The organism is Pseudomonas rhizoryzae, assembly GCF_005250615.1.
Taxonomy (GTDB): Bacteria; Pseudomonadota; Gammaproteobacteria; order Pseudomonadales; family Pseudomonadaceae; genus Chryseomonas; species Chryseomonas rhizoryzae.
Genome location: NZ_SULM01000006.1, coordinates 83,531 through 102,556 on the forward strand (window position 1 = coordinate 83,531; position 19,026 = coordinate 102,556).

Annotated in this window: 14 protein-coding genes, 3 tRNA genes and 1 pseudogene; 4 read left to right on the forward strand and 14 right to left on the reverse strand. The window is 64.0% G+C overall.

Translation table 11 applies throughout. From position 1 onward, the window contains the following. Positions 1-65: 65 nt before the first annotated feature. The 12 genes and pseudogenes from FAZ11_RS24860 to rluD all read right to left on the reverse strand — a co-directional run bounded on the left by FAZ11_RS24860 (position 66) and on the right by rluD (position 11,633). On the reverse strand, positions 66-3,983 hold the full coding sequence (locus tag FAZ11_RS24860; protein WP_240043548.1) for a pilus assembly protein: 3,918 nt from the start codon (positions 3,981-3,983) through the stop codon (positions 66-68). After that, entirely contained in the window at positions 3,980-4,588 is a 609-nt protein-coding gene (locus FAZ11_RS11020) for a pilus assembly PilX family protein (protein WP_058765476.1), read from the reverse strand. Before FAZ11_RS11020 ends, FAZ11_RS24860 begins: the two co-directional genes overlap by 4 nt. Continuing rightward, positions 4,585-5,379 carry a PilW family protein gene (locus FAZ11_RS11025; protein ID WP_058772243.1) on the reverse strand — a complete coding sequence of 265 codons (795 nt, stop codon included), beginning with the start codon at positions 5,377-5,379 and terminating at the stop codon, positions 4,585-4,587. The genes FAZ11_RS11020 and FAZ11_RS11025 overlap by 4 nt, the downstream gene beginning before the upstream one ends. Before the next feature lie 3 nt (positions 5,380-5,382). Further along, entirely contained in the window at positions 5,383-5,979 is a 597-nt protein-coding gene (pilV, locus tag FAZ11_RS11030) for a type IV pilus modification protein PilV (protein WP_058765480.1), read from the reverse strand. Continuing rightward, positions 5,980-6,393, reverse strand: a complete 414-nt coding sequence (locus FAZ11_RS11035; RefSeq protein ID WP_237141965.1) for a GspH/FimT family protein — start codon at positions 6,391-6,393, stop codon at positions 5,980-5,982. Between the two features lie 39 nt (positions 6,394-6,432). After that, positions 6,433-6,513, reverse strand: a pseudogene (locus tag FAZ11_RS25000) (prepilin-type N-terminal cleavage/methylation domain-containing protein); the annotation flags it as partial. Positions 6,514-6,844: 331 nt separating this feature from the next. Then, positions 6,845-6,920, reverse strand: a tRNA-Lys gene (locus FAZ11_RS11040). Positions 6,921-6,925: 5 nt separating this feature from the next. Continuing rightward, a tRNA-Pro gene (locus FAZ11_RS11045) sits at positions 6,926-7,002 on the reverse strand. Between the two features lie 10 nt (positions 7,003-7,012). Next, a tRNA-Asn gene (locus FAZ11_RS11050) sits at positions 7,013-7,088 on the reverse strand. Positions 7,089-7,250: 162 nt separating this feature from the next. Continuing rightward, positions 7,251-9,815 carry an ATP-dependent chaperone ClpB gene (gene clpB / locus FAZ11_RS11055; RefSeq protein ID WP_058767403.1) on the reverse strand — a complete coding sequence of 855 codons (2,565 nt, stop codon included), beginning with the start codon at positions 9,813-9,815 and terminating at the stop codon, positions 7,251-7,253. A 130-nt stretch (positions 9,816-9,945) separates the two neighbouring features. After that, positions 9,946-10,677 (reverse strand): peptidoglycan editing factor PgeF, encoded by a 732-nt coding sequence (gene pgeF / locus FAZ11_RS11060; RefSeq protein WP_058772426.1) that lies wholly within the window; start codon positions 10,675-10,677, stop codon positions 9,946-9,948. Further along, a complete protein-coding gene (rluD, locus tag FAZ11_RS11065; protein WP_058772425.1) occupies positions 10,674-11,633 on the reverse strand; it encodes a 23S rRNA pseudouridine(1911/1915/1917) synthase RluD in 960 nt (319 codons plus the stop codon). Before rluD ends, pgeF begins: the two co-directional genes overlap by 4 nt. A 188-nt stretch (positions 11,634-11,821) precedes the next feature. On the opposite strand from rluD, the gene FAZ11_RS11070 reads away from it, so the two are divergent. Further along, positions 11,822-12,847 (forward strand): outer membrane protein assembly factor BamD, encoded by a 1,026-nt coding sequence (locus tag FAZ11_RS11070; RefSeq protein WP_058767400.1) that lies wholly within the window; start codon positions 11,822-11,824, stop codon positions 12,845-12,847. A 109-nt stretch (positions 12,848-12,956) separates the two neighbouring features. Here the strand turns inward: FAZ11_RS11070 and FAZ11_RS11075 are convergent, their stop codons facing one another. Continuing rightward, on the reverse strand, positions 12,957-14,579 hold the full coding sequence (locus FAZ11_RS11075) for an NAD+ synthase (protein ID WP_058772424.1): 1,623 nt from the start codon (positions 14,577-14,579) through the stop codon (positions 12,957-12,959). A 134-nt stretch (positions 14,580-14,713) separates the two neighbouring features. Between FAZ11_RS11075 and FAZ11_RS11080 the strand changes: the two genes are divergently transcribed. The 3 genes from FAZ11_RS11080 to FAZ11_RS11090 are packed head-to-tail and all read left to right on the forward strand — an operon-like array spanning position 14,714 to position 17,851. Continuing rightward, a complete protein-coding gene (locus tag FAZ11_RS11080) occupies positions 14,714-14,962 on the forward strand; it encodes a PP0621 family protein (protein WP_058772423.1) in 249 nt (82 codons plus the stop codon). After that, complete coding sequence (locus FAZ11_RS11085) at positions 14,946-16,508, forward strand: sensor histidine kinase (RefSeq protein ID WP_058760744.1); 1,563 nt, start codon at positions 14,946-14,948, stop codon at positions 16,506-16,508. Before FAZ11_RS11080 ends, FAZ11_RS11085 begins: the two co-directional genes overlap by 17 nt. A 2-nt stretch (positions 16,509-16,510) precedes the next feature. After that, the gene (locus tag FAZ11_RS11090; protein ID WP_058772422.1) at positions 16,511-17,851 is read left to right on the forward strand and encodes a sigma-54-dependent transcriptional regulator; all 1,341 of its coding nucleotides are present in this window, start codon (positions 16,511-16,513) and stop codon (positions 17,849-17,851) included. On the opposite strand, the gene thiO is transcribed toward FAZ11_RS11090, so the two are convergent. Beyond that, positions 17,852-18,955 carry a glycine oxidase ThiO gene (gene thiO / locus FAZ11_RS11095; RefSeq protein ID WP_058772421.1) on the reverse strand — a complete coding sequence of 368 codons (1,104 nt, stop codon included), beginning with the start codon at positions 18,953-18,955 and terminating at the stop codon, positions 17,852-17,854. It abuts the gene before it with no gap. Positions 18,956-19,026 lie beyond the last annotated feature (71 nt).

The window sequence follows — 19,026 nt, forward strand, 5'->3', positions numbered from 1 at the left end:
GAAGTTCGCTGAAAAGCCCGGCCTAGTGCCGGGCTTTTTCATGGGCGCTCGTAAACGAAAGCGGGTCAATCCTGATTGGTAATGACCCTCCAGGTCTGCCGGCGGCTGGCGGGCAGCTCACCGCCCAGACCGGCGTCGGGGGATTTGCCGTCGCTGCCGTAGAGCGCGGCATCGGCCAGGGTGCCCTCCATGCTGAAGCTGCCATCGCCATAGACGAACGGCACGATGCCACCCAACAGCCCATCCATCTGGATACGACCGTAGACCGTGTCCAAGCCCAGGTTGAACAGGCCGCTGTTGTTGCCGCCCGTATAGGGGTCCAGGGCATAGAGGTAGGTCGTGACCCCGCTGGCGCAGGCATCGGTACTGGGCACCAGCGAACTCATCAGCAGGGTACCGCTGAACAGCTGGGGCTTGTTGATCACCAATTCACCGTTCAAGGGCAGATTGAGATACCAACCCTGCTTGCCATTGGCCGCCGTTGCCGGGTCGTACCAATTCACCGAGGTAGTGGAGACGGTATTGGCCGTGCTACTGACACTGGCGCCGCTGGAGCCTCTGTAGTTGATCGACTGATCGGTGCCCAGGGTTTGTTGCTGGAGGTTGGCGATCGTCAGCGTTGGCGTGCTGCCAGCGGCCGAACCATCGGTCTGGCGGTCCCAGATACCGTAGAGCGTCATGGCCTTGTTGGGATTGGCGATGGCATCGCTGGCTTCCAGATATTTGCCGGTACCGAAGATCACCAGATGGCCGACGCCACTCGGGTGAGCGATTGCCGCGGGACTCGCCGTGATCGGCTGGACCAGATTGGTAGTGCCGGGCGCCACGCTGCTGGCCTGGGCGGTATAGAGTGGTCGTCCGCCAAAGGCGACGCGGAAGTTATCCGCTGCAGCCACGGCAGTCAGTGAGGTGCCGATCAGATCAAAGCGCCAGAGATTGCCGTGCAGGTCACCGGCGTAGGCGTAATCGGCCACCAGGTCGCCATCGACATCGGCCACGAAGGGCGAACTCAGGCCATTGGGCGTGGCGACGTTGTCGCTGGCCGGGAGGGCCTTGATCAGGCTGCCATCGGCCATGTTCATCACGTAGAGCACGGCATTGTCCTGGGCGCTGTTGTACCCATTGCTCATTACCACTCCCCAGCCCCCCGTGTGCAGCCGGGCGATGACGGGACGGGCATAGGTGAAGCCCAGGTCCGCATAGCCGGGATCGCTCGCGGATTTCTCCCAGAGCAATACCGGCGCATTCGGATTGGTGATGTCCAGGGCGAAGATCCCCTGCCCTCCCCCGCGCAGGGTACCCACCAGGACGGTTCGCCAGGCGCCGCCAATATAGACGTCGCCCACGACCGGGGTGTTGTCGACGTAGGACTGATGGCCGCCCCCGGCGTAGCCGCGATCGGTGAGCCGATTCAGGTTGCCGATCACGGCGCTCGGTACGAAGGCGAAGACTTCCTGCCCCTGATCATTGAAAGCATGCAGCATGCCGTCGTTGGCGCCGACATAGATGCGCCGCTCACGGTTCAGGTTGGCGGTACGAAAGGTGGCGTAGGAGTTATCGCCGACCGTGGCGTTCATCAAGGCGATGGGCTGGGTAGGTGCCGCTACCACCACGGGCGAGGAATTCACGATGTCGCCAAGGATATGGTTACGCGGTCGGAAAGAAGGCGTCGTACCAGGCGCCTCCAGGCTGCGATCACCGCGCAGGTAATCGACGCGGCGACTGCCATAGGTGTCGGTGGCGCCAGCGGAGGTGCGATTGAGACTGGCCTGCTGGGCCGCGGTCAAATTCGCCCAGCTGAAGTCGGTTAGTACGCCGCGACTGGCCACGTAGATCTTGCGTCCGGAGTAGGCGTTATTGCCCAGGGTGAATCGGCTATCGAGTAATTGACCTGCGCTCCAGAGACGCGTCCGAGTGGTCGCGGTGCGTTGGTATTTGATGAGGTCACCGCTCCAGTCGGTACTGGAGAAAGACGGCACATAGGTATAGAGCGAGGTGCTGTCGCCTTCCTGGGTGGGCGAGACGGTCTGGCTGGCACCCACGCTGGTGGATTGGGTGATACGGGTGATCACCGCGCTCAGCGAGGTGATCAGGTCGCTGGCGTCTTCCGCACTGAAGAACTCGCCACGCGAGTTGATGGCCGCGTGCCAGAGGTCATAGACATTGTTCTGATTGACGGAATTGTCCGCGCCGGCCACCGGCCAGGAGGTGGTGCCCGCCGCCAGGCCGCTGTAGCCACCGGCGAAGGTATCGCCGCCCCAGGCCGGATTGACCAAGGCACTACTCAGACCTATCCCGACATAGAACCCCGTGAGGTGCTGCCAGGTGGCCGGATCGTTGCGGGGATTCCAGTAGGGTGCCAGTGTCCGGGTGCCCTGGACCTCATCGCTGGTGACGGTGTTGTAGGGCGGCACCCTGTTGTTCAGATTAGGCTGGGCATCGTTGCGCCAATAAAGAAAGGCCAGGTCAGCCAAAGTGTTAGCCGTACTGTCCTGGAAGGGAGCCTGGGGCGAATACTGCTGGCCGTCTGGCAAGGTGGCCGAGCTCCCATCGAAGTTGCCCGAATTCAGGGCCGCATTCCAGATACCGTCGGTGACCACCAGGCTATAACTGGCACGGCAACCGTAGACCGGCGTCTCGCTGGTGCCCGGCTGATAGGCATAGGGGCTGTCGTTGCCGGTGACCTTGAGCAGTTCTCCCACCCGGGCGACAGCCTGTAGCAAAGGCGTGCTCTGGTTGTAATAGACATCTCCTAGCCAGGTGAAGAAGGCTGCCCGATGGGCGCCCGTGAAAGGCCGCAGACGATTGTCGTAGGTCGTCGAACTGGCGTTACTGATGCCACGGCAGTTGGCGTTGGCTGTGACCAGGACGCAACTGTCATTGGTGCCCAAAGCCTGCCAGCCGACCCGGATGTTCTCGGACGCATCCGCCAGTGCCAGGTTGGTCGCCGTCTGCGCGGACAAGGCGCGGCTGCGATAGAAGGAATACCAGTTGGCGAAATTCTGCCGCTCGTCCGTACCGTTGGGACCCGAGGAGGTGCCGACCAGTACGCGGCGATAGCAGCCTTCGGTTTGCAGAGCGGCCGGGGTACAGGTGGCCAGGGTAGTATCGTAGAGATAGTAGTAGGCAGGCACGCCGGCAATGGCGCCGGAGATGCTGGTGTTGGCCGTGACCGTGTAGCTGGCCGCGGTGATGGCGCCGAACAGTCCGTATTGGACGTTACGGGTACAGGTCACGTTGCTGTAGGTGACGCTGCTGGTATTGGCGATGGTCGCCGTACACCCGCCGGTCAGGGAACCGCCAAACAACAGCCGCGACAGCAAAGAGGGATCGCTGATGCTGACCTGGGCGCCGTTGATGTTTTCGGTGAATCCCGCCCCGACCAGTATGTTCACCAGGGTCAGGCTGCCGTAGGTATTGCTGGTGCCCTGGTAGGTACCAGAGCTGTAGAAATCCTGGGACGGGTTTTCCGCCAACATGCTCGGACTGTTGTTCTGCAAACCCGGATTGCCGTAGGCGGTGCCACGCGCCACGTTGGGATCCGTGGTGACCAGGTTTGGGTTGTAGCTCCAACTCACCCGATAGTCACTGGCCAGATTGACACTCCCCAACCCAGGCCGATAGCCGTTGACATAGGCACTGGTGAAGCTGGTAGTCAGGCGGGTACGGGTCAATCCACCGGTACTGCTGTAACTCACCGCATAGGGTGCCGGATAGGTAATCGCCGGGTTGTAGTAAAGGCTGTTGAAAGCCGCCGACTTGGCGCGACGGGTGGGACGGATGGCGTCCGTATTCGAAGCATCCGGCACCACCGCCATCTGCATGCTGGTGGAGTTGTCCAGGGTGACGAACAGATTGGGACCGACGCTGTTGGTCAGAAACAGCGGCTGCTGACTGAGATTCAGGGCCGCGGCCTGAACGCCTGGCGTAGCCATGGCGGACAGCAGGGCCAGAGACGCTATACCCAGCACGACTCGACTCATGGCACCTCCAGGGAGACGACGCTCTGCAGGATTACGGGAAAGCGTCCGCCACGATCCTGGGCGACAGCGGTCACCCGGAACAGAGTGGTGGCAGGCGCGGAGACATCGACGGAGTTGCTGCCGATGGCGGTGACCACCCAGCGTGGTGTCCGGGTGAAGGTCGAGCCGCCATCGGAGCCACGATAGGCGACCGACCGCGAGGTGGCCGTCATGCCGGTGGCCTGCAGCGCCGTCGCCGCCCAGGTCTGCGTCAGGGCGCTGGTAGCCAGATCGTTACTCTTGGTCAGGATGCACAGATCGCCACTGGGAGGCTTGGCGAAGGCGCTCTGGATCAGGGATACGCTTTCGGTACAGCTGGCGAATCCAGCACTGAACGCAGTGAAGGTCGGCTGTCGACTGAGGGCCATCAGCCGGCGCTCGCCCTCGCGCAGCGCCGCTTCGGCAGCATTGAAGGCCTGGGTATTCTCCATCGCTGCACCTCCGCTACGCGCCTGCAACAAGGTCTGGCGCATGCTGGACGCCGCCAGCAGCGAGAGCAGCAGCAACATCACCAAGGCGACCAACAGCGTAGCGCCACGCTGGCCGCTGCCGAGGCGGGTCTTCATAAGGCAAGATTCCTCAGGGTGACGGTGCTCTGCAGCATCTGCATGGGTCGACCGGTATCGTCGAGCTGCTGGCCAGTGAGCGTCTTCCAATTGGCCACCGCATTGCTCGCCACATCGCTCGGTAACGCGTCGCTGGTACTGAGCAGCGCGGCGTATCGCACCGCCGGCGAATCCGCGCTCGGCGGAATGGACCAGCGAAAGTCGCGTAGCCCCTGCACCAACACTCCACTTCCCTTGCGGGTCAAGGCGCCGTTCCGCTCGCTCCAGACGGTACAGCTCAGGGTACCCGTGCCCGGCGTGGCATCGGCGAGGTAGCGTAGCTTGAGCAGGACGTTTCCCCCGGTATTGAGATTCACCCGCGGGATGGCGCTGCCCAGGCAGTCCAGATCCTTGCCGTCCAGCCCACCCTGATAGCGAATGCAGACACCCGTGGGCGCATTGACGCTATCCGTGGTGGCGGCGAAGGTGACCCCGGCATTGAATGCCGGACAGCTCACGCCATCGGTGTCCGCCACGGCGCTGACCGCCGGAAAAGCCGCCCGCAAGGTGCCCTGGTAGCGGATATCGGCGCGAAAGCCAGTCCGCGCCAGTTGCCGGTCGAGTATCTGCAAGGTCAATTGGGCGTTGTTTCTGTTGCCGGTCTGCCCCTGCTGGAAAAGAAAGCTGCGCTTGTTGTCGATGTAGATCTGCGAGACACCCAGTACCAGAAAGGTACCCACGGTCAAGGCGATCATCATCTCGATGAGGGAGAACCCCCGCTGTTTGGCACGCTGTCGACGCCAAGCCTTCATGACTCACAACTCCGAGCGCAGGGCGTAGTAGCAAACGCCCTTGGGGCAGTTCACCGGATCATTGCTGGCGTCCTGCCATGCGATCACCACCATGATCGTCGCGCGCGCGGCGTTCTCGCAGGCGCTGAGCGGCGTGGTGTTGCCTGACGCATCGCTGGCCGGTAGCGGCGGTATGCCCGACGCGGGGCAGACCGCGAAACTGCTGGTGATCAGGGCGTCCGTCACCGGCAACAGCGCCTTCACCTGACTCAGCCAGCAACCCAGGTCCTGGCCCGCCACCGTCTCACCGCCGGCCGAGCGATCCCGGGTCAGGCAAGTCTTGCCGGCATCGAGCGCCTTCACCTGGAAGCTGCGCCCCGGTTGCTTGGCGTAGCTGCCATCGGGCTTGACCTTGTCGCTCGCCAGCACCTGATCACGATTGCTGCGCATCAGTTCGAGCAGATCGTTGGCCAGCACCATGGCGTTGCTGCGCTGCACCGAATCCTGGGACAGCGCCACGCTGCGGGTCTGCAAGGCCACCATGCCGAGCACACCGATGCAGATGATCACCAGGCTGACCAGCACCTCGATCATGCTGAAGGCCTTCTGCCGGGGCTTCATCTAGCTGCACCCCACGGCACTGGCCTGGGTGGGCACATAGTCCGTCACACTCAGGACCCCACCCACGCTGAGCGTGAATTGCTTGCCGGGCGTCAGGGCATTGGTGGCGCAGATGCGAATGGTGGCCTCCGAACTTATCCGCAAACTGCCATTGGGCTGGAAGGTCAGGCTGGTGAGTGGACTGCTGCCCTGGGCACCAGTACCGTTGACCCCATTGCCCAGGCCCCCGGCGTACTGCCGCAAGACCTCGGCATTGGGCAGGACCACGGTCTTGGCGGTACTGATCTTGAGCGCGCCCGTCCAGCCGTTGGCGTCTTCCGGATCCGTGGTGACGATGACATTCACCCCCCGGCTCATGGCTTCACTGCGCGCGTAATAGAGCGCGCGCTGCAACTCCCCTGCGGCAGCCTGCACTCGATTGCTCCGGATCAAACTGGCAAAACCTGGCGCCGCCAAGGCAGTGACGATACCCAGCAAGACAACGACGACCAGAACCTCGATAAGAGTGAAACCCGAGAGGTGTTTAGACTGCATCCGCACCGCCCTGAAACCTGATTCCTCACTTGATAGTAGTCAGGCGTACGGCTGTCATTACTACCGAATATCGCCTCGCTAAGCGCTGGAAGACGCATGAATCAAGGCTTTCGCCGGAAAGTAGCGAAATAGAGCGGCATCCCGTCAGGCTGGGATCAGAGACATGGATAAAAAAAGAGTGCCCTGGACTTCAGCGGGACGGGATGCCAGGAAACGGATACCGACCAGCGAAAGATTCAGCCTCGGACGGTGAAGCCTGGAAGACGGGAGGGCATGAAATCCCAGCGCCAGAAACGCAAAAACCCTCCTTGCGGAGGGTTTCTGGTGAATATGGTGGGTCGTGTAGGATTCGAACCTACGACCAATTGGTTAAAAGCCAACTGCTCTACCGACTGAGCTAACGACCCAAATATGGTCGGGGTAGGGGGATTCGAACTCCCGACATCCTGCTCCCAAAGCAGGCGCGCTACCGGGCTGCGCTATACCCCGAGAATGGAAGTGGCTCCGCGACCTGGACTCGAACCAGGGACCCAATGATTAACAGTCATTTGCTCTACCGACTGAGCTATCGCGGAATTTCGATCTTCCAACCCCTCTTACGCCACTGCCTTTCGGGCTTTGCCGTAAGTGAGGTGCGCCATTTTACGGAAGTAGAAACAGACGTCAACACCTAGCCTGCTGTTTTTTCACAAATTTATATGGAAAGCCGGGCGATCCAGGGATCGTCCGGCGTTTTCCTAGGCGAAGACGATCTCGTCGTCCTCCACCCTGCCCTGGATGCGGCTGCCGGGTGCGAAGGCACCGGAGAGGATGCGCTGGGCCAGCGGATTCTCGATCCAGCGCTGGATGGCACGCTTGAGCGGCCGGGCACCATAGACCGGGTCGTAGCCCACGGCCACCAGCTTGTCCAAGGCTTCCGGCGTCAGCTCCAGTTGCAGGTCACGCTCGGCCAGACGCTGACGCAGGTGTTGCAGCTGGATCTCGGCGATGCCGGCGATCTGCTCGCGGCCCAGGGGCTCGAACACCACCACTTCGTCGATCCGGTTGATGAACTCGGGGCGGAAATGACTGGCCACCGCATCCATCACCGCTGCGCGCTGGGCGTCATGGTCGTCGACCAGTTCCTGGATCTGCGCCGACCCCAGGTTGGAGGTCATGACGATCACCGCATTGCGGAAGTCCACGGTACGGCCCTGGCTGTCGGTCAGACGACCGTCGTCCAGCACCTGCAGGAGGATGTTGAAGACGTCGGGATGGGCCTTCTCCACCTCGTCCAGCAAGACCACCGAATAGGGCTTACGCCGCACGGCCTCGGTCAGGTAGCCACCCTCTTCATAGCCAACATAACCGGGCGGTGCCCCGATCAGCCGCGCCACGGAGTGCTTCTCCATGAACTCGGACATGTCGATGCGCACCATGGCGTCCTCGGTGTCGAAGAGGAACTCCGCCAACGACTTGCACAGCTCGGTCTTGCCCACCCCGGTCGGGCCAAGGAAGAGAAAGGAACCACTGGGGCGATTCGGATCGGACAGCCCCGCCCGCGAACGGCGCACGGCATTGGCCACCGCGGTGACCGCTTCGTCCTGGCCGATCACCCGGTTGTGCAGGGCGTCCTCCATGCGCAGCAGCTTGTCGCGCTCGCCTTCGAGCATCTTGCTGACCGGGATGCCGGTCCACTTGGAGACCACTTCGGCGATCTCGTCCTCGGTGACCTTGTTGCGCAGGAGCTGGTTGGCCGGCTTCTCGTGCTGGTCGACCATCTGCAGGCTGCGCTCCAGGTCGGGAATGGTGCCGTACTGCAGCTCGGCCATGCGATTGAGGTCACCCTTGCGGCGGGCGACCTCCAGCTCAGCACGCGCCTGTTCAATGCGCTGTTGCAGCTGTGCGGAATCCTGCACTTCGGCCTTCTCGGCCTTCCACACCTCTTCCAGGTCGGCGTATTCCTGTTCGAGACGAGTGATCTCCTCCTTGAGTCTTTCCAGACGCTTGAGCGCGGCGTCGTCGTCTTCTTTCTTCAGGGCCTCGCGCTCGACCTTGAGTTGGATCAGGCGGCGATCCAGGCGGTCCAGGGCCTCGGGCTTGGAGTCGATTTCCATACGGATGCGGCTGGCGGCTTCGTCGATCAGGTCGATGGCCTTGTCCGGTAACTGACGGTCGGTGATATAGCGGTGCGACAGCTTGGCTGCGGCGATGATGGCGCCGTCGGTGATGGCCACCTTGTGGTGCACCTCATAGCGCTCCTTGAGGCCCCGCAGGATGGCGATGGTGTCTTCCTCGCTCGGCTCGTCCACCAGCACCTTCTGGAAACGCCGCTCCAGGGCTGCGTCCTTCTCGATGTACTGGCGGTACTCGTCGAGGGTGGTGGCGCCCACGCAATGCAGCTCGCCACGCGCCAGGGCCGGCTTGAGCATGTTGCCGGCGTCCATGGCGCCCTCGGCCTTGCCGGCGCCGACCATGGTGTGCAGCTCGTCGATGAACAGGATGACGCGCCCTTCCTGCTTGGCCAGTTCGTTGAGTACACCCTTGAGGCGTTCCTCGAACTCACCACGGAATTTGGCACCGGCGATCAGGGCGCCCATGTCCAGCGCCAGCAGGCGCTTGTCCTTGAGGCCGTCCGGCACCTCGCCGTTGATGATGCGCTGGGCCAGGCCCTCGGCGATGGCGGTCTTGCCAACGCCAGGTTCGCCGATCAGCACCGGGTTGTTCTTGGTGCGGCGCTGCAGGACCTGGATAGTGCGCCGGATCTCGTCGTCACGGCCGATCACCGGGTCGAGCTTGCCGTCCTCGGCGCGCTTGGTGAGATCGACGGTGAACTTGTCCAGCGCCTTGCGGCTGTCTTCGGCATTGGGATCGTTGACCGCCTCGCCGCCGCGCAGGTTGTTGATGGCATTCTCCAGCGCCTTGCGCGAGACGCCCTGCCCCAGCAGCAACTTGCCGAGCCGGGTGTTCTCGTCCATGGCGGCGAGCAGCACCAATTCACTGGAGATGAACTGGTCGCCCTTCTGCTGGGCCAGGCGATCGGCCTGATTGAGCAGACGCGCCAAGTCCTGGGAGAGATTCACATCGCCCGTGGGATTCTGGATCTTGGGCAGCTTGTCCAGCTCTTCGGCCAGGGTCTTGCGCAGGCTGGCCAGATCGAAACCAACCTGGCGCAGCAGCGGGGGAATGGAACCGCCCTGCTGGTCGAGCAAGGCGGAGAACAGGTGCAGCGGCTCGATGGCCGGATGATCGTGGCCGACGGCCAGGGACTGGGCATCCGCCAGGGCGAGCTGCAGTTTGCTGGTGAAACGGTCTATACGCATGGGTAAGGTCCTATCTGAGACGCGGGACAGCGCGGCAGAAGGCGCTTTCGATTACCCGCGGGAATGACCTTTAGATAGGGGCGATGCTTAACGATTCAAGCATGGCGCATGCGCCATGTCGGAAAAGACGTCAGGGCTTGATCCAGATCAGGCTGGCGAAACGTCCGGTTCGCGCGGAACGCCGATAGGAGAAGAAGCGCGCCTGATCGACGAAGGTGTCCAGACCGCCACCATACACCGCCGTGATGCCCTGAGCGGCAAGACGCAAGCGGGCCAGGGCATAGAGGTCACCCAGGTACTTGCCTTCTTCCCGCGCCACGAAGCAGGACTCGGCATCGGCGTGCTGGGCGACGAAGGCCTCGCGCACTTCAGCACCGACCTCGAAACTGGCCGGGCCAATGGCCGGCCCCAACCAGACCAGCACCTCTGTGGGTGCCACGGCCAGGCTGGCCGCGGCAGCTTCCAACACTCCGCCCGCCAGACCGCGCCAACCGGCGTGAGCCGCCGCGACGCGAGAACCGTCCCGGCGGCAGAACAGGGCCGGCAGGCAATCAGCGGTCATCATGGTCACGGCGATACCCGGCATCGACGTCCAGGCCGCATCGGCGCGCAGCACCTGGGTGGGATCGGCCTCGACCACCGTTGTGCCATGCACCTGCTCCAGCCACGCCGGCTGGCAGCCCAGGGCTTCGCCCAGGCGCCGACGATTCTCGGCGACCGCGGCGGGATCGTCACCGACATGGGCACCCAGATTGAAGCTGGCAAAAGGCGGCTGACTGACACCACCCGCCCGAGTGGTGACGCAGGCCTGAACGCCGACCGGCGCCGGCCAGTCAGGCCGCAGCCAGCCGGCGCCTATCATTCGAAGGACTCCCGGTCCTGGCGCAGCAGATCCAACAGCCAGACCAGGTCTTCCGGCAATGGCGACTCCCAGCGCAGGCGCTCACCGGTCTCCGGATGATCCAGTTCGAGGAAGCGCGCATGCAAGGCCTGGCGCGGAAATTCGCGCAGGGTCTTGATCAGGGTCGGATTGGTCGCCGGCGGAATCTTGAAACGACCGCCGTAGACCGGGTCGCCCACCAGCGGGAAACCGACATGGGTCATGTGCACGCGAATCTGGTGGGTCCGCCCGGTCTCCAGCTTGACGCGAGTGTGGGTATAGGCGCGGAAGCGCTCCAGCACCCGGTAATGACTGATCGCGGGCTTGCCGCCGGCGATCACCGCCATCCGCTGGCGCCGCTGGGAGTGGCGGCCGATGGGCGCATTGACCGTGCCACCCGCGACGATCACCCCGGCGACGATGGCTTCGTAGATGCGGCTCACCGAGCGGGCCTGCAACTGGGCCACCAGATTGGTATGGGCTTCCAGGGTCTTGGCCACTACCATGAGCCCGGTGGTGTCCTTGTCCAAGCGATGGACGATACCGGCGCGCGGCACGTGTTCCAGCCCTGGCACATGATGCAGCAGGGCATTGAGCAGGGTGCCGTCGGCATGACCAGCGGCCGGATGCACCACCAGCCCGGCCGGCTTGTCGAGCACCAGCAGGTGATCGTCCTCGTAGACGATGTCCAGCTCGATATCCTGGGCCACCCACTCACCCTGGGCTTCGCGCTCGGCGCGCAGCGCCAGCTGGGCACCGCCGTGCACGGTATCGCGCGGGCGCAGCACGGCGCCGTCGACGGTCAGGCTGCCGTCCTTGATCCAGGCGGCGAGCCGCGAGCGGGAGTGTTCGGCGAACAGCTGGGCAGCGACCTGGTCGAGGCGCTGGCCACCGAGTTCGGAGGGGACTTCGGCATTGAGAACGATGGATTCGGACATGGATCTGCGCGGGCAATGGCAGGGCTTTTGGAATCGGCCCGACCCTGTGGTTAAATACGGCGACTTTTTTGCCCCGGCATTCCGGGTCGATCATCATAACAGGACGGTTCCGGCCCCGTCACAGGCTAGGTGAGAGCTCTCCGCCCTCATCCCTGCACCGCCGACCGTTTCGGGGAATCCAAGCCGCCATGCAATTGAAGCACCTGCTGCTGGTCACCAGCCTAGTCCTCACCGCCGCCTGCTCCTCGAAAGCGCCCGAGGTTCCGGAGAACATGCCGGAAGGCGAGCTCTACAGCCAGGCCCAGCGCGATATCGCCAACAGCAGCTACACCGACGCCATCAGCAAGCTGAAGGCCCTGGAGTCGCGGTATCCCTTCGGTCGCTATGCCGAACAGGCCCAGCTCGAGCTGATCTACGCCAACTACAAGAATGGCGAGCCCGAGGCGGCGCGCACGGAAGCGGATCGTTTCATCCGTCTGCATCCGCAGCATCCCAATGTCGACTACGCCTACTACATGAAGGGCGTGTCCTCCTTCGACCAGGACCGTGGCCTGCTGGCGCGCTTCCTGCCGCTGGACATGACCAAGCGTGATCCGGGTGCCTCGCGCGACTCCTTCAACGACTTCGCCCAGTTCACCAGCCGCTTCCCCAACAGCCGCTATGCCCCCGATGCCAAGGCGCGCATGATTTACCTGCGCAACCTGCTGGCGGCCTACGACATCCATGTCGGTCACTACTACCTGACCCGTAAGGCCTACGTAGCTGCCGCCAACCGCGGTCGCTACGTGGTGGAGAACTTCCAGGACACCCCATCCGTGGGCGATGGCCTGGCGCTGATGGTCGAGGCCTACCAGCACATGGGGCTCAACGAACTGGCCGCGTCCAGCCTGGAAACCCTGAAGCTGAACTATCCGAACAACGTCAGCCTCAAGGATGGCGCATTCCAGCTGCGCGAGCCCGACGACAAGGACCAGCAACGCTCCTGGCTGACCCGCGCGACCCTGGGCCTGATCGATCGCCCGAGCGATCCGCTGCCGCCCGGCGAGACCCGCGCCAGCCAGGACATCCAGCGCAAGTACCAGGAAGAGCGTGACAACCTGGCGCCCGAACTGCGTATCGTCGACCCGGCTGAGGCCGAAAAGGCCGGCGGCGCGACGCCCGCACCGGTCAAGCGCTCCTGGTTCAGCCGCCTGACCTTCGGCCTGTTCGACTGACCAGGCGCAGACGTAAAAAGGGGAAGCCAGTGGCTTCCCCTTTTTTATGGCGCTCGCAACAGGCTACGAAAACCCTGGTGCCGGATCGTAGAGACGCGGCAGCAGACCCCTAGTCGCCGATGCGCCAGCCGGAGGTGATCGGATAGCGCCGGTCACGGCCGAAACCGCGCTGGGTCACGCGCGCACCGACCGCTGCCTGGCGCCGTTTGTATTCGTTGAGATCCACCAGGCGCAGCACCTTGCGCACTACCTCCTCGTCGAAACCGGCGGCGACGATATCCACCGCCGACAGGTCCTGCTCGACATACAGGCGCAGGATCTCGTCGAGTACCGGATAGGGCGGCAGTGAATCCTCGTCCTTCTGGTCCGGCGACAGCTCGGCGGACGGCGGCCGATCGATCACCCGTTGGGGAATCACCTCGCCGGCGCGATTGCGATACTCGCAGAGACGGAACACCAGGGTCTTGGGCACATCCTTGAGCACATCGAAGCCGCCGGCCATGTCGCCATAGAGGGTGGCATAGCCGACCGCCATCTCGCTCTTGTTGCCGGTGGTGAGCACTAGGTAGCCCTTCTTGTTGGAAATGGCCATCAGCAGAGTGCCACGACAACGCGCCTGCAGATTTTCCTCGGTGGTGTCCCGACCGAGACCGGCGAACTCACCGGCCAATGTCTGCTGGAAGGCCTCGACCATGGGTGCAATGGGCAGCACGCTATAGCGTACGCCCAGGGTCCGGGCCTCGGCTTCGGCATCGTCCAGGCTCATCTGGGCGGTGTAGTGATAGGGCATCATCACCGCCTCCACCTGCTCCGCCCCCAGGGCATCCGCCGCTACCGCCAGCACCAACGCCGAGTCGATACCCCCGGATAGCCCCAGTACCACGCCCTTGAAGCCATTCTTGCGCACGTAGTCGCGCACCCCGAGCACCAGGGCGTCGTAGACGCTGGCCTCCAGTGAGGCGATAGGCGCTAGCTCAGCCGGCAGCGGATTCAAGGCTTCGTCGAAGGCGACCGGATAGAGTCCCTCGACGAACGCTGGCGCCCGTTGGGTGACCTGCCCCTGGGCATCCACCACGAAGGAATGGCCGTCGAACACCAGCTCATCCTGGCCACCCACCTGGTTGACGTAGACCACCGCCATGCCACCTTCGCGGGCCCGCTCGGCCACCACGGCTTCACGCTCCGGTTGCTTGCCGCCGTGGAAGGGCGAGGCGTTGAGGTTGAGCATCAACCGCGCGCCAGCCGCCCGCGCCTTGGCCATGGGCTCGGCGAACCAGATGTCCTCGCAGATGGTGACGCCGATGGGGACGCCCTTGAATTCGAACACCGCCGCGCTATCGCCCGGCTCGAAGTAGCGCTTTTCGTCGAATACCCGATAGTTCGGCAGTTGCTGCTTACGGTAGAAGGCCAGTTGCACGCCGTCGCGATAGACCACACAGGCGTTGTAGCGCCGCCCCTCTTCCAGCCAGGGAAAGCCGACCAGCACATGGATGCCGCCGATCTCCTCGCGAATCCGTTGCAAGCCCTGCTCGATGCGCCGCTGCATGCTGGAACGCAGCAGCAGGTCCTCCGGTGGATAGCCACACAGTGAAAGCTCGGGAAAGACGATCAGATCGCCGCCCAATTGGTCGCGGGCCTCGCAGGCCGCCGCGATGATCCGATCGACGTTGCCATGGATGTCGCCCACCTTGAGGTTCAATTGCGCCATCACGACATTCAGCAGCTGACTCATGAAAACTCCCTAGCCCGGTTTATCGGGTCATTTTCCAGCATGCAGGGAAGCCGGACAATCGGAGCCGCACGGCGATCTCCCAGCACCTGGCGGCCCTGCTAAACTCTCCCATCATTTACGCCGCGAGATCATCCATGGGTCTGTTTCGCCTGCTGTTGTGGCTCGCCCTGCTGGGCGCGCTGTTTTGGCTGATCCGACGCTGGTGGCGGGGCAAGACGCAGAGGCCATCCGGCAAAGCCCGCCCGCTCCCGCCCAATCCGATGGTGCGCTGCGCCCATTGCGAGGTCCACGTGCCCCAGGAACGAGCCCTGGCCGATGGCGACAGCCAGCGCTGGTATTGCAGCGCCGAACATCGCCGGTTGCAGCATGAGCACCGAGACTGATCCCGATATCCTCAGAGCCGACGCAGTCCTGCGGCTCTATCACTTCTATCGCATCGTCATCGGCTTGGCGCTGGTCCTGCTGATCTCCAGCGATCTCGACCAGCACTGGCTACGCACCGTGGACGGCCAACTGTTTCGCCAGGCCAGTTGGGCCTATCTCGCCGCCAACACGGTATTGGCCGCCTTTCACCGACCACTGCGCCGGCATGCCTTCACCCTGGCACTGATCGATATCATCGCCCTGGGCGGCCTGTTCTTCCTGGCCGGCGGCATCACCAGCGGTATGGGCAGCCTGCTGGTGGTGACAGTGGGCGTGTCCAACGTCCTGATCCGTGGTCGCCGCGGCCTATTGATCGCCGCCCTGGCCGCGATCGCCCTGCTGCTCGCCACCATCTACCTGGACCTGCGCCGCGGCGACGGTGGCAGTGGCTACGTCCAGGCCGCGGGCCTGGGCACCCTGTGCTTCGCCACGGCATTGCTGGTACAGGGCCTGGTTCGGCGACTGCTGGACAGCCAGGCGCTGGCCGAAACCCGCGCCACTACCGTAGCCGAGCTGGAAGCGCTAAACGCCCTCATCCTCGAACGGATGCGTACCGGCATCCTGGTGTTCGATGCCGAATACCAGGTGCTGCTGGCCAATCCAGCGGCGCGCCGTCTGTTGGGCGTGGACGACGACGGCAGCATCACGCCCCTGAGTAGCGTCCTGGCCCAACGCCTGGAGGAGTGGGAGCGCAATCCCAGCATCCGCCCGGCCGCGTTACGCGCCTACGCCAACGGTCCGTTGTTGCAGCCAACCTTCGCGCGCCTGCAACAGGGCGAGGGCGAGCGCGTGCTGACCTTTCTCGAAGACGTCTCGCGAATCGCCCAGCAAGCACAACAACTCAAGCTCGCCTCCCTCGGTCGCCTCACCGCCGGCATTGCCCACGAAATCCGCAACCCGCTGGGCGCCATTAGCCACGCGGCGCAACTGCTCCAGGAGTCCGAGGAGCTGACCACTCCGGATCGCCGCCTGGCGCAGATCATCCAGGATCAATCGCGGCGGATGAACCGGGTGGTGGAGAACGTCCTGCAACTTTCGCGGCGGCGCCAATCGGCGCCCCAACTGATCGACCTGCGCTACTGGGCCCATCGTTTCGCCGGTGAGTTGCGCCCTACCCTACCCGCCGACCAGAAAATCCATGTCAAGGCCGAACCCGGCACCTTGCAGACCCACATGGATCCCCACCAGCTGGGGCAGATCCTCACCAACCTGGTGCAGAACGGCCTGCGCTACAGCGTTACCGGTCAGGTCTGGCTCAGCGTGTATCGCGACCCGGACAGCGACCTGCCCATCCTCGACGTGGTCGACGACGGTCCCGGCGTCGCCGCCGAGCAACTCGACCACCTGTTCGAGCCGTTCTTCACCACGGAAAACAAGGGCACCGGCCTGGGGTTGTACATTTCCCGTGAGCTTTGCGAAAGCAACCAGGCCAGACTTGGCTATCATCCCTTGGCGAGCGGCAGCTGTTTCCGCATCACCTTCGCCCATCCCCGCACAATGAGCTGAGCATGGCCAGACAGAAAGTCCTGATCGTCGACGATGAACCCGATATCCGCGAACTCTTGGAAATCACCCTGGGCCGGATGAAGCTCGATACCGCCAGCGCCAAGAACATCGCCGATGCGCGTGCCATCCTCGAACGGGAAAGCTTCGACCTCTGCCTGACCGACATGCGCCTGCCCGATGGCTCGGGCCTCGAGCTGATCAACTTCATCCAGCAGCGACTGCCGCAACTGCCAGTGGCCATGATCACCGCCTTCGGCAGCCTGGAAACCGCCGTGCAGGCGCTGAAAGCCGGCGCCTTCGACTACCTCACCAAACCCGTGGACCTGCCACGTCTGCGCGAATTGGTCGGCACCGCCCTGCGTCTGTCCGGCCCCGCCACGCCGGTGATCGGCTCGAGCGAAACCCAACTGCTGGGCGAATCGCCGCCCATGCGCGCCCTGCGCACCCAGATCGCCAAACTCGCCCGCAGCCAGGCACCGGTCTATATCAGTGGCGAATCGGGCAGCGGCAAGGAACGCGTGGCCCGCTTGATCCACGAACAGGGCCCGCGCGCCGGCAAGCCGTTCGTGCCGGTCAACTGCGGGGCGATTCCTTCGGAATTGATGGAAAGCGAATTCTTCGGCCACCGCAAAGGCAGCTTCACCGGCGCCATCGAAGACAAGCAGGGGCTATTCCAGGCGGCCCAGGGCGGCACCCTGTTCCTCGACGAGGTGGCCGATCTGCCGCTGCCGATGCAGGTCAAGCTATTGCGCGCCATCCAGGAAAAGGCCGTGCGCCCGGTAGGCAGTCAACAGGAGATCAGCCTGGACGTGCGCATCCTCAGCGCCACGCACAAGGACCTCGCCGCCGAGGTGGCGGCCGGCACCTTCCGCCAGGATCTCTACTATCGGCTCAACGTCATCGAACTGCAGGTGCCGGCCCTGCGCGAGCGCCGCGAGGACATCGGCGTGCTGGCGGGTCACATGCTCGAACGCCTGGCACGCGATTCCGGCCTGGCTCCAGCAACGCTGGGTGAGGATGCCCTGGCCAAGCTCAAGAGCTACCGCTTTCCGGGCAACGTCCGGGAACTGGAGAACATGCTGGAGCGCGCCTATACCCTCTGCGAAGGCGACGTCATCCGCCCGAACGACCTGCGCCTGGCCGACGCTCCGGCTGCCACTGCCGCCGGCGAGGCGAGTCTGGCCAATATCGCCAACCTCGAGGACCACCTGGAGTCCATCGAGCGCCAGCTGATCATGCAGGCACTCGAAGAGACGCGCTGGAACCGCACCGCTGCGGCGGAACGTCTGGGCCTGTCGTTCCGCTCGATGCGCTACCGCCTGAAGAAGCTCGGTATCGACTGATTAATCGACCTTCAGACGCGATGCCGGCGCATAGGGCGCCGGATCGATGATCGGCGGGCGCTCGGTAAGCAGATCGGTCAGCAGTTGGCAGGAAGCCGGCGCCAGCACCAGGCCATTGCGATAGTGGCCGCAGTTGAGCCACAGCCCGGGCAACTCCGCCACCGGACCGATGAAGGGCACGCCATCCGGCGAGCCCGGCCGCAGCCCCGCCCAATGCGCGACCGGCTCCAGACCTGCCAGCGCCGGCAGCAACTCGGCGGCCGACGCCCGCAGGCTGGCAAGCGCCTGGGCGGTCGGCGTCTTGTCGAATTCGGCGTGCTCCAGGGTACTGCCGATCAGGATATGACCGTCCCGCCGCGGAATGGCGTAGCGCCCCTTGGCCAGCACCATGCTGGTCAGATAGCCCTCCGGCTGCCGATAGAGCAGCATCTGCCCCTTCACCGGAGCCACCGGCACCGCCAGCCCCAGCGTCTGCAACAGCTCACCACTCCAGGCACCCGCGCAGACCACTACAGACTCCGCGTGGATCTCCTCAAGAGTGGTCCGCACGCCTACCACTCGCTCGCCCGAGCGCACGAAGCCCGTCACCGGAGAATCGGTCAACAGCGTGACGTTGGGCATCTGCAACAAGGCTTCGTGCAACGAACGCACCAGCCGCGGGTTGCGCACATTGGCCACCCCGGCCATGAACACCGCCCGCGCATAACCCGGTCCCAACACCGGCACCCGGCTACGCACCTCGTCCAGCGACACCGACGACAGCGGCCTGACGTTGCGCCGCGCCCAATCCAGCGCCTCGGCTTCGTCCTCCAGATCCAGCCAGTACAGGCCGGTGACCTCCACCTCCGGGTCCACCCCGGTCTCCTGACGCAACCGCTCGCCCAGCACCGGATAGAAATCCTGCGACCAATGCGCCAGCGCCGTCACGGCGGGCTGGTAGCGCCACGGATAGAGCGGCGAAACGATGCCTCCGCCGGCCCAAGACGCCTCCCGTCCCGGCTCTCCCCGCTCGACCACCACCACCCGCCGACCGCTCAAGGACAGGTGATAGGCCGATAAAAGCCCTATGGCGCCGGCCCCTATTACCGCTACATCGAAACTCACGTCACACCTCTACACCCGGAGAATTGACTGTTCCATCGCCATGAAGCAAAACGACGATGGCGACCAGGACG

Bases quoted from the DNA above. Each gene is read 5' to 3' on its own strand.
- FAZ11_RS11085 (WP_058760744.1), top strand. From the start codon at position 14,946: ATGAGCACCGAGACTGATCCCGATATCCTCAGAGCCGACGCAGTCCTG.
- FAZ11_RS11020 (WP_058765476.1), bottom strand. From the start codon at position 4,588: ATGAAGACCCGCCTCGGCAGCGGCCAGCGTGGCGCTACGCTGTTGGTC.
- pgeF (WP_058772426.1), bottom strand. From the start codon at position 10,677: ATGATAGGCGCCGGCTGGCTGCGGCCTGACTGGCCGGCGCCGGTCGGC.
- FAZ11_RS11070 (WP_058767400.1), top strand. From the start codon at position 11,822: ATGCAATTGAAGCACCTGCTGCTGGTCACCAGCCTAGTCCTCACCGCC.
- FAZ11_RS11090 (WP_058772422.1), top strand. From the start codon at position 16,511: ATGGCCAGACAGAAAGTCCTGATCGTCGACGATGAACCCGATATCCGC.
- FAZ11_RS11025 (WP_058772243.1), bottom strand. From the start codon at position 5,379: ATGAAGGCTTGGCGTCGACAGCGTGCCAAACAGCGGGGGTTCTCCCTC.
- rluD (WP_058772425.1), bottom strand. From the start codon at position 11,633: ATGTCCGAATCCATCGTTCTCAATGCCGAAGTCCCCTCCGAACTCGGT.
- FAZ11_RS11075 (WP_058772424.1), bottom strand. From the start codon at position 14,579: ATGAGTCAGCTGCTGAATGTCGTGATGGCGCAATTGAACCTCAAGGTG.
- FAZ11_RS24860 (WP_240043548.1), bottom strand. From the start codon at position 3,983: ATGAGTCGAGTCGTGCTGGGTATAGCGTCTCTGGCCCTGCTGTCCGCC.
- clpB (WP_058767403.1), bottom strand. From the start codon at position 9,815: ATGCGTATAGACCGTTTCACCAGCAAACTGCAGCTCGCCCTGGCGGAT.
- pilV (WP_058765480.1), bottom strand. From the start codon at position 5,979: ATGAAGCCCCGGCAGAAGGCCTTCAGCATGATCGAGGTGCTGGTCAGC.
- FAZ11_RS11080 (WP_058772423.1), top strand. From the start codon at position 14,714: ATGGGTCTGTTTCGCCTGCTGTTGTGGCTCGCCCTGCTGGGCGCGCTG.